This is a genomic window from bacterium (genome assembly GCA_021372535.1).
Classification (GTDB): Bacteria; Latescibacterota; Latescibacteria; order Latescibacterales; family Latescibacteraceae; genus JAFGMP01.
Genome location: JAJFUH010000170.1, coordinates 43,384 through 54,134 on the forward strand (window position 1 = coordinate 43,384; position 10,751 = coordinate 54,134).

The 10,751-nt window shown below is 48.2% G+C and carries 9 protein-coding genes and 3 tRNA genes; 2 read left to right on the forward strand and 10 right to left on the reverse strand.

What is annotated here, in order from left to right; genetic code table 11:
* Positions 1 to 138 precede the first annotated feature (138 nt).
* Positions 139 to 1,596: a DUF362 domain-containing protein gene (locus LLG96_14960; protein ID MCE5251511.1), complete on the forward strand. Its 1,458-nt coding sequence runs from the start codon at positions 139 to 141 to the stop codon at positions 1,594 to 1,596.
* 184 nt (positions 1,597 to 1,780) lie between these two features.
* Positions 1,781 to 3,799, forward strand: coding sequence for a transglutaminase-like domain-containing protein (locus LLG96_14965; GenBank protein ID MCE5251512.1), 2,019 nt, complete (start codon positions 1,781 to 1,783; stop codon positions 3,797 to 3,799).
* Between the two features lie 117 nt (positions 3,800 to 3,916).
* On the opposite strand, the gene LLG96_14970 is transcribed toward LLG96_14965, so the two are convergent.
* The 10 genes from LLG96_14970 to sppA all read right to left on the reverse strand — a co-directional run bounded on the left by LLG96_14970 (position 3,917) and on the right by sppA (position 10,346).
* Positions 3,917 to 5,296 carry a hypothetical protein gene (locus LLG96_14970; protein ID MCE5251513.1) on the reverse strand — a complete coding sequence of 460 codons (1,380 nt, stop codon included), beginning with the start codon at positions 5,294 to 5,296 and terminating at the stop codon, positions 3,917 to 3,919.
* A gap of 37 nt (positions 5,297 to 5,333) precedes the next feature.
* Positions 5,334 to 5,900, reverse strand: coding sequence for a hypothetical protein (locus LLG96_14975; protein MCE5251514.1), 567 nt, complete (start codon positions 5,898 to 5,900; stop codon positions 5,334 to 5,336).
* A 699-nt stretch (positions 5,901 to 6,599) separates the two neighbouring features.
* Positions 6,600 to 6,677: transfer RNA gene (locus LLG96_14980), tRNA-Pro, on the reverse strand.
* Between the two features lie 5 nt (positions 6,678 to 6,682).
* Positions 6,683 to 7,279 (reverse strand): DedA family protein, encoded by a 597-nt coding sequence (locus tag LLG96_14985; protein ID MCE5251515.1) that lies wholly within the window; start codon positions 7,277 to 7,279, stop codon positions 6,683 to 6,685.
* Positions 7,272 to 7,916: a protein-L-isoaspartate(D-aspartate) O-methyltransferase gene (locus tag LLG96_14990; GenBank protein MCE5251516.1), complete on the reverse strand. Its 645-nt coding sequence runs from the start codon at positions 7,914 to 7,916 to the stop codon at positions 7,272 to 7,274. The genes LLG96_14985 and LLG96_14990 overlap by 8 nt, the downstream gene beginning before the upstream one ends.
* A gap of 21 nt (positions 7,917 to 7,937) precedes the next feature.
* On the reverse strand, positions 7,938 to 8,678 hold the full coding sequence (surE, locus tag LLG96_14995; GenBank protein ID MCE5251517.1) for a 5'/3'-nucleotidase SurE: 741 nt from the start codon (positions 8,676 to 8,678) through the stop codon (positions 7,938 to 7,940).
* A gap of 60 nt (positions 8,679 to 8,738) precedes the next feature.
* Positions 8,739 to 8,815 (reverse strand) — tRNA-Pro (locus LLG96_15000).
* Positions 8,816 to 8,832: 17 nt separating this feature from the next.
* A tRNA-Arg gene (locus LLG96_15005) sits at positions 8,833 to 8,909 on the reverse strand.
* A 156-nt stretch (positions 8,910 to 9,065) separates the two neighbouring features.
* Positions 9,066 to 9,341 carry an integration host factor subunit beta gene (locus tag LLG96_15010; protein MCE5251518.1) on the reverse strand — a complete coding sequence of 92 codons (276 nt, stop codon included), beginning with the start codon at positions 9,339 to 9,341 and terminating at the stop codon, positions 9,066 to 9,068.
* 132 nt (positions 9,342 to 9,473) lie between these two features.
* Complete coding sequence (gene sppA, locus LLG96_15015) at positions 9,474 to 10,346, reverse strand: signal peptide peptidase SppA (protein ID MCE5251519.1); 873 nt, start codon at positions 10,344 to 10,346, stop codon at positions 9,474 to 9,476.
* Positions 10,347 to 10,751: the final 405 nt, after the last annotated feature.

Genomic DNA, 10,751 nt, shown 5'->3' on the forward strand with positions numbered 1-10,751 from the left:
AGCATATGTATCGGATTGAAGCCGGGCATGCAGCTTTTATCCGGCGGGGTAATGTTACTGAAGCAAAAAAATATAAAAGATAAAAATGTCCGAGAAAACAGTGAATCAGAAAAAGAGAAATAGAAAAAGGAGGCTACGATGAAGAGACGCACATTTTTCCGGGCTGCCACCGGCGCGGTTGTTGCCGCTCATGCGTGGATGAGAAGTGCCTGGAGTGCTGTCAATGAAAGGGATGTTACGGTTGATTATGCCACGAAACCCGGTAAAACGACAGGTATGAGAATACGGGATGTGTGCAAGATTCTGGACAAAGGCGAAAAAAATAATATTCCTCCCGTTCTTCGCGAGGAGATACTCGATAATCCGGATGCCGTATTTATCATTTATACAGGAATAAAAACCGAAAAGGATGAAAAAGGCAGATTGAAGCCGGTGCCCGATCAGATGGAACGTCTTGGACACAGGATTTCAGAGCTTGTGTTCCGTAAAGGCACGGAAAAACGAGGCAGAACATTCATAAAACCTAACATGGTCGGTTTCAATGGAAAAATTATCGAATGTCACAGTGGTATTGTTCACCCCTATTTCACTGTTGGTCTGGTGGATGGACTGCGCGACATAGGTAACAACAATGTGGCCATGGGTCTGCGCGGTTCAGTCCGGCAATCTCAGGTTGTCGAGAGCGGGTTTCAGGAACTGCTTGATGCTCATAATCTGCCGCTTATCGATGCCAACATCGGGAATTTCAGTGATTATTCGCGCTCCGAACTGATATGGTATAAAAATCCCGAAGGTGTTGTGGCACGGCGGTTCTGTACGTACAAACCCGCATATCAGAAAGGGACAACCTTCATCAATATAGCCCATGCGCATGTTCATCCTGTCGCACAGCTAACACTCACTGTCAAAAACCACATGGGTATCATGCCCAATGGTTACGGTCATATCTGCGACTCATGGTGTACGCTGGATATATGGCGCAGGCAATTCATGGATGATTTCAACCCTGATTTCAGGTCTCTCGTAGAGAAATCCTTTATTAAACATGGGGATATGGGTTATAAACACTGGGATCACGGGGGCTTCTATAAACAATATAAGGAAATGGGCGGTTATGATGCATTCATACGGGTTCATGACGACTACCTGAAAACGAAGGGAACCGCGGAGGAACGAAAAAAAGCACTGTATAAAATATACGATGTTGCGGATTCACGGCTCTTCTGGGGAGAGCAATGGGCGCAGAGGATGTGCGACTGCCTCCAGATTCTTCCGGAACCATATGTAAATATGGTGGAAGGTGTGTTTGCAGAAGGCTTCAGCGGCGCAGAGATCACGAATTTCGTCACTGTCGGCCGTTCACGGGTTTCGGTGGATGCTGTCACCGGCTGGATTATGGGTCATGATCCCCGCGAAGTGCCATCGATGAGAATTTTCAACGAGCGCGGGCTTGGAAACAATAATATTGAAATGATCCCTATCTATACCCTGGATGAAAAAGGCATTCAAAAAGTAGGTGATTATCGTGACCTGAAGCGCGCTTCTCTGGGTATTCCGCTCAACCGGATTCAGAACCTGGGCCCGCAATATTTCTGAGCATTGAAGAGAATGCGGATTTTCACGGATAAATCGGATTGGCAACGGGGAAAAGAATTATACACATAATTCCTGTTTTTATGTATTTTATGATTATTCCGCTGAAAGAATCATGGTTGCGGAAAATGCGCTATCCTTACTGTTCCTGACGGATAGTTCTCCACTGCCACGAAAGGAAATACCGATGGGAAAAATTTCAATTCCTGCCGCGACACTGCTCGTTCTCTTTCTTTACGCTGCATCTGCGCCGGCTGTCGAAAACACCTGTACCATGACTTTCGATGGCTCCGATGCATGGGACAGTGCCCTGTACGACCGTTCGATCGATGTCAGCACGAATCCGGGAACAGCACAGCTTCTCAAGACAGAACTCATTGCTGACGAGATGGGCAATATCACCGATGCGACGCTCGATGTACTCGGCAAGGGTGAACGCGCCCGGAAAGAGCTTGTTATCCCCGATCCAGCAGCGGAAAAAGCGACACTGCTGATATACACCACAGGTATCCCCGAAGGGCAGTTCACGATCAAAGTGAACGGAACTCCCGTTGCCGTTACCTTTGATAAAGACCGCATGCTGACCGGAGGCTGGTGCCGCGCCGATATCGATCCGCGGCTGCTGAAAAGGGGTATCAATACCTTTGTGATATATCCCTCCGGCTCCAATTCCATCGCGTTGTATATCGACAACTGCCGTTTTCCGAACCGTTCGGCAAAAAGCGCTGATTCAGGACTGACCTGGGATTATGATCATCTCGGAGAACAGGGATTCTGCGACGGCGAATATCTCGTGCGCCTGCGGCTCTCCCATTACCCGCAGCAGGGGGAGATACTCTCCGATTTTATCAACACCGGCGACATGATTTCAAACGATCCGGTAAAACCGCTTTTCACGGTGAAGGACATTCAGGTTAAAGCCGACGCCGATCTTCCCGGTAAAACATCGATCGCGCTCTATCTCCGGGGCGGTTCAACGCCCTCGTACGATCCTGCGGCATGGGACAGCTGGAAACCTGCGGAAGAATACCGTTCCATGAAAAATACCCGTCAGGACTGGAAGTTCTTTCAATGGAAGGCGCTGCTAAAAACAGAAAACGCTCTGAAAACGCCTTCGCTGAAAAAGGTTACGGTCACCGCAGTCATCGATATAAGCGGGGAATCCGGTTCGGGACTCACCGCCGATATGTCGGGAAACCGTAAAATCATCCGCGGCTATTATAATTATGCTTATCAGCCGTTCGGTGACGACCGTCTCGAATGGCTCCGGAAATATTTCCGGCTCGACGAAGTGGTTGGCGGCTGTTCGAGCGAATTCGAAAAATTCGAGGTGCTTGCCACATGGCTGAGAGGCCAGTGGCGGGATGCATGGTTCGGCGACCGGACAAAGGGACTCAAAACACCGTGGGACGCCTGGATAGCGCTCAACATGAACTCGGATTTCAAGGCATCCGGCATGTGTACTATCTATGCGAATACATTCGTGCAATGCTGCCAGGCGGTCGGTCTCAATGCCCGCGGGAATGTCCTCGACCACCATTTCGTTTCGGAAATATGGTCTGACGATTACGAACGGTGGATACTCTTCGATATCGGTTTCAATGCTTATTCGCTGAGAACCGTTCACATGGAACTGGACGGCAAACTATTAAGCTGTGTGGATATCCTCAAAGCAGTCAACGCCGGGAAAATCAGCGATATACGGCTTGTGACTCCCGCTCTCTGGAAAGAACAGTGGCGCGGCGACCAGGCGGCTGAATCGAAACTGACCGATCCGATAAACTGGAAAGCGCGAACCGGTATCCCGACCCGTAACAATTATATCGAAAGCTGGCTTCCCGGCGAGCTCCAGCACGGTTTCGGCCAGTACAGCTATGACGGGTATCTGTGGTGGAAAAAAACCACCATTCCGGAATACGAGGAATACACCTACCATACATCGCATTACCGCGACATGTACTGGACTATCAACCAGGTGCAGATTTTCCTGTATGAATCCGGTAATCCGAACGCAGTCACTGTCGTGCTCGATACGGTAACTCCGAACCTCGATAAAGTAATGGCTCGTCTTGACAACGGCGAATGGAAAGAAACACCGATGAACTTTACCTGGACACTCAAGAGTGGAACGAACAGACTCGAGGTGAAGCCGGTCAACAAATGGGGGCTCGACGGCATTACAAGCGTTGTCACAATGCGTAAGTGATCATCAATATGCTCATATATCGGGCTTATCCGGCAGATACCCGAACAGGTTTCGCAAGAGATTACCGTACCCTTCTCCCATGATCGAAAGAGGGGTACGGTAAAGACCATAGAGGGCTTAATACCCTCTGTCAGTCGCCATCGTCCTTATACGGCTGTTAAAGCCATTGCCCCATTTAAGGGCGCCGGAAAAGTGAACACCGGGGATATTGCCGCCTGTGCGCGTACGGATCTGTTCGATGATTTCGAGGCTGATCGCCCAGTTGATGGCAAACATGATAATACCCGATGTCGGGCATACCTTTTTCTCGAATCCCGGTATGGCATACAGACCGTACGTATCGATCATGCGACCTGCATGAACCTCCGTTTCCTTGTGAACCGCCCGGCCTTCGGGTATGTTGAAATCACGGCAGACAGGGCCGATGGAAGCGACACGCATACCGATTTTTTTAAATTCACCGAGATTTTTGAGGTCAGCCTCATCATCCGGCTTGTATACTCCCATGATGACACAGTCTTTCGCCGTACCCTTGATATCGCCGTCCGACATTGACCGTGCAAAAGCGAATCCGCCGCGGCGGCCTGTTGTCTCGGTGGCAAACGTGTAACTGTAACGGCTGTAATAATAGACAGTTCCGCCGTTGAGCAGTGTATCGACAGCCATCGAAGCAATTTTCCGTATATCCCCGAGCTCGGAACCGATCAGCTCCATTTCCCGCCCGATTTCATCGAGAAAATTATCCATGAGCGGATCATCCACATCCACCCATCCGACATTATTTCCCGAAAGCGCCGGTTCATCGCCATCAACCTGAACCGGTTTCCCCTCGATGGAGAGGATGCGGCATACATCGGCAAATATCATCCACATGAGGGTCATATACAGGGGGCCGGAAATCGGGCCGATGGGAGCGGGCATCCCGGGAATCTTCATGATTGCGCCGAGGCTGGTTATACCAGTGTCGATCCAGATTTTTGAATAAGGACGGATCTGCAGGGGTCGAATGGCATCGGTGATATTTTCAAATCCTATGGCATCACCGCTCCACGGTGAGGGGGCACCTATTACAAATATTCCCTTTTTACCGAGATCATCGAATTCCTCACGGCTGAGAATACGGCTCGCCATGAGAATATCCCCTTTTTTAGCTTTCTTGATGTCGTAGCCGTGAGAGCAGAACAGAGGCATCCCATTTCGGCCAGGAAACATTTCAGAGTTGGTACCGTGCCCCTGATCCCAGTTGAGCCAGAGCGTATTCCCCTTGCGGATGGTTCTCGCTATCGCATAAGAGGATTCGAGAAGATTTTCCGACTGGGTTTCACGGATCCGGGACAGCATGTCGAGGACATTTTTCTGGTATTGCATTCCCGGGGGAAGATTTCCACCTTCAGTACACGCTCCCGAACATGTTTCTGCGGCGTTCGCCTGACTGGCAATTCTACTCAATCCCGCCAAAGTCAACGGAATCAGCCGTACTGCTTCGCGACGTTTCATGACGATCCTCCCGCTGGGTAAAATATGTACAAAATTACTATAAGTTTGTTTTCCAGGAGATTTTATATTCGGTACATGGTTGATTTTCCGTCAGGGATTTTAATATTACCACGGTTACATTTTTGCAGCCGCAGACCTCAATGGCACGTTCCATCCAGCCGGCTATCCTGTGTTCGATTAGCTTGTCGATTTCAGGGAATTTGGTTATACGGACCTGAACAAAATTCTTTCCGCTTTCCCCAATCTCAATAGCGCTCGGTTTGTAATATGAACTTAAAATCGGGCCAGCCTTTTTGATCAGTATCTGCGGAGAACTCAGTTTTACCAGTATCCTGTAAAACCCCTTCAATCCATACTCGGCGCTGTACCGTCCGCATTCCCATGCACCGCGATAACTATTATTAAAAAACAATTCGCATATTTTTTGTGTTGGTTCAATAATCAATTGTCTTAGAGGAAACCAATCACCTTTATGTATTGGAGAACTATATACTTCTCTTGCATGGGGAGACAGCGAATCCAGCCAGCGTTCATAGCCTTTATTACCGAACTTTTTCAGTATGAACAGCGGTATTGACAGTAAAGCTTCTCCTTTGACTTCCATAGTGAAATCCTCTCTTTACACAATCGATGATGAACTGTATGACAAGCAGAAACTTAATAGTCAAAAAGGAGAAGAATCTGGTGCAATCCTTACTTATTCACAAAAAAACGCGTAATGCCGTACAGCCGCTTTTAAAGACATACTATAATATGTACAAAAAAGTGAAACAGTGCAGTGAAAAAAATCATTATAATACATGATTCTGTATCAGATACGAATATAATGGTACTATGTTTATTACGAAAGAAAAAAATGGTATGATATTGATAATGTGAGATAAAACTGTCCGGTAAAAATAATGAGCACCTTTTATTCGCAGCAGAACATAACCGGTGTCATTACTGTTGTACTCCGGGGAGTCAATGACCTGACCGGTGTTGCCTTACATGCACCGCGAATAAAGACTGAAAAGATTTTTCCCGGACGGGAACGAAAAGGGTTTATTATCTTGCCGCTAAACTCAGCGAAGAAAAGGTTATCGAAATTCGCAGGCTTCATAAGGAAGGTGTGAGTAAATGTCAGCTTGCCCTGAAGTTCAGAGTATCGAATGTGCGATTGACCAATGTGAGAGGTTTATTACATGGAAGCATGTAGGAGCGGTGGCTTAAAGCGGTTCACTTAGTAAAGATTGAGTACATTTTTATAAAATGAGCGCTTGCTTTCTGTGCTGACAAGAATGTGTAACTTATTGCGGGACAATGGTCGGGGTGGTCAGATTTGAACTGACGGCCTCTTGCTCCCGAAGCAAGCGCGCTAACCGGGCTGCGCTACACCCCGAAACATCAGAGTAAGTATTTCATAACGGCAAAACCGAGCATCAATAATATAATAAAAATAATCGATAAAATGTTAAAATATTTATCGATAAAACACTTTATCGGTTGACCGAATTTCCAGAGCAGACCGGCGACAAGATAAAACCTCGCGCCCCGTGAAAGCAACGAAGCGACAACGAACCTGGTGAAATCCATGTCAAACGTACCGGCTGCGATAGTAAAAACCTTATAAGGGATCGGTGTAAACCCTGCAGCGCCGACGAACCAGACATCATATCTGATATACATGTCACGAACCATTGCGAATTTATCCAAAAAACCATAAAAGTCAAGTATTTTATACCCGATTCTGTCAAAAAACATCATTCCGATATAATATCCGAACATCCCGCCGAGAACCGAACCTATTGTGCATAGTGCCGCAAACCTTAAAGCCTTTCCCGGAGCTCCCAGAGCAAGGGCAATCAGCAGCACATCCGGAGGAACGGGAAAAAACGACGATTCGGCAAAAGCAAGGAGGAAAAGCGCCGCCGGGCCATAGGGTGTAGAAGCCCATTGAATCACCCAGTCATATAACCGCCTTAAAATCCTGGCATCAGCCATTCGTCCATCCCTGTTTGCCTATAAGCGGAACAAAAGCGCAGTCGCATATGTCATGTTTTTCAATCATGTTTTCGCCTTTGATAATAACTATCAGACGCTGGGTGTTACGGTTTCCGATGGGGATAACGAGCCTGCCTTTGAGAGCAACCTGGTCCAACAGAAAATCCGGTACATCCGGGGCGCCGGCAGTCACAAGTATCCTGTCGAAAGGAGCCTGTTCCTGAAGTCCGACGCTTCCATCTCCGGTAAAAAACATGATATTCTGTATTCCCAGCTTTTTTATGACCGCCATGGCATGTTTCAGTAATTCTTCATGGTACTCGATGGTATAAACGGTACATCCGAGAACTGCGAGCAGGGCGGCCTGATAGCCTGAACCGGTACCGATCTCGAGTATTCTCTCGCCTCCCGAAAGACCGAGCGCCTGAGTCATGAGGCCCACTATGTACGGCTGCGAAATTGTCTGGTTGCATCCTATGGGGAGCGGATGATCACCGTATGCTCTCGGCCAGAATGCCTGATCGACGAAGAAGTGACGGGGGAGAGAATTCATTACGCCGAGAACACGTTCATCGCTGATTCCTCGGCTGATTAACTGTTCTTTTACCATGCGGATTCTGGCAACTTCATAATCAATCACAAAACTAACTCTCCGTTATTACATATGCCAGTTCGATATATCCTGCAGGCTCTGAACGGCAGTCATATTGAGCTGAAGAGGAGTGATGGAGACATTTCCGCGCTCGATTGCCGCGAAATCGCAGTGTTCTCCGCCGCTCCACTGATCAGCCTGGCCGCCGATCCAGTAGTATGGTTTTCCCCGCGGATCGACCTTCTCGACAATCACTTCACGATACGGACGATTTCCGAGGGTGGTAACTTCATAAGAACCGCCGCTCCAGTGACCGGGAATGTTTACATTGAGGAATACCCCCTTTGGAAGGGTATTTTTTAACACTGCCTCCGCAACCCGGATAGCAACCAGAGCGCCCTTTTCAAAATCGGTGTTTTCGGGATCGACAAACGAAACGGCAATTGCGGGTACTCCGAGAATGGTCGCTTCCGCAGCTCCGGCGACAGTTCCCGAATATATCACATCATCACCGAGGTTACCGCCGTTATTTATCCCCGATATCACGAGGTCAGGTTTTTTCCGGAGAATTCCTTCGAGCGAGAGCATGACACAGTCCGCCGGTGTCCCATCGACCGCCATGGTACGGTCATCGATCTTTCTCACCCGGAGCGGCCGGTTGAGAGTGAGAGCATGGCTTGCGGCGCTCTGCTCGCTTTCTGGAGCGACAACGAACGACTCCCAGACCGTGTCAATAGCCTTCCGGAGAACACGAATTTCCTCGGCAAAGATACCGTCGTCATTGGTGAGTAATACAGTCCTTCTCACGGGTGATCCATCCCCTAAAACGGAATGAGCAGATATTATCTGCTCATTCCGATCTGTTCATGGTCGGGGCGATTGGATTTGAACCAACGACTCCCAGCCCCCCATGCTGGTGCGCTACCGGGCTGCGCCACGCCCCGACGAACAATATAAATTATGGTGGGCAATGCGCGATTCGAACGCGCGGCCTTTGGCTCCGGAGGCCAACGCTCTATCCAGCTGAGCTAATTGCCCTGTAACCGGAGGAGGGGGTAAAAACACTCAACCGGTTATCTGATCTTTTTCTTATGTCTGTCTTTTCTTAGACGTTTTTTCCGTTTATGAGTGGCAATTTTATGGCGTTTCCGCTTCTTACCGCATGGCACATGAATCTCCTTTCGTTATACGTCTCTATTCGGCGACTTCCTTTTTCATTTCACGGGAAGGCTTAAAAACCGGCTGTTTGCGGGCGGGAATCTTTACTTCCGCACCCGTTCTCGGATTACGCGCCGTACGGGGCGCTCTCTTGATATTATAAAACGTTCCAAAACCACGGATTTCCAGGGGATCATCCTTCTTGAGCGCATATTTCACCGAATCAAGAAATCCCTCGACCACTGCGCGAACATCGGTTTTGGTCAAACCTGTCTGGGAAGCTATTCGTGCGATGACGTCCGCCTTCGTCATGCTGAACTCCTTTCGGACGCTGCTTGTAAAATGTAAAAAAACAATTATTTTCTATCAATATGAGATACCATATATTCTCTCTGATTACGGCTTGCCGCCGAAAGCCTTCCCTAAAAGCCCCGGCTGCAATTATTACATCAGATAGAGTAAATGCGGCTCTCCCTGTTCGAACTTAAGCCACTGCAACCTCGTAATACCATGAAGCAGCATATCTTCCCAGAACGTGCGGGTTTCTTTCAAAACCGGTGGATTTACACCAAGCCCCACCATGGTACCGGCGATATCGATGGCATCCTGATAGGTTCCCATCACATCGACCAGTCCGCGTTCCTTTGCCTGTCTGCCGGTGAAAACCCTGCCATCGGCAAACGACCGCACGGTTTCGGCATCTATGTCACGCCCCTCGGAAACCGCAGTGACAAACTGGTCGTATGTATCCATGATCACGCTGTCAATGAGGGCTTTTTCCTCATCGGTCATCTTCCGGGCCGAACTACCAATGTCTTTGTATTTCCCTGACTTTCGCACAGGAAAATCGATTCCAACTTTTTTATAGAGATCCGAAAAGTCGGCAAAATTGACTATGACGCCGATACTCCCGGTAATAGTACCCGGATTTGCAACTACGGTATCACACGCTGCGGCAATATAATAACCGCCGCTCGCTGCAACCGAACCCATTGAGGCAACAATTTTCTTACCAGCATACCGGGCTTTGATAATGGTCTCGTATATCTCCTGCGAAGCAGCCACACCCCCGCCCGGAGTATCGAGCCGTATGACCACAGCCGGGATATTATTATTTTTCATATACCGTTCGAGCTTGTTCACCACTGATGCCGGACTGATGATGGGGCCGACGATCTCGATGACTGCCACGCGCTTCTGAGCGACACGAAAACCATCTGCACTCATTGACGAGAGCATGATCGTGACAATCAGAACGAATCCTAAAAAAAACATCAGGATAAAAAGCCCGAGCACAATATCCCGTTTATTCAGCATCGGTCATGCCTCAGTTACGATTTAGACTTAAAAATATAATTGTAATAATCACGAAAGTCAATATCAAATAAATGTTTCTGAAGATTTCCATTTCTCCCTTTTATCTTCTGTCATATGCCATATACCTGTCTTTTGGTTTTTCACACCTCTTTTGAGGGATGACCGGATACTTTTATTTGACTCATGTACCGTTACGCGCTATATTCAGAAATCATTGAACTCTCCTGCCAATCCTTTGCATGAATCGATTGATATATGAGAAATGCTCCGGTTGTTGCGGCTGTAATTCTGACAGGGGCGGTTATCCTTTGGAATTGTGATAATAAAAGGGCATTCATTTCATCTCAGGTTCCCCTGTATACCGCCAGAAAAACGTCGGAACCTCCTGTCATCGATGGTGTACTC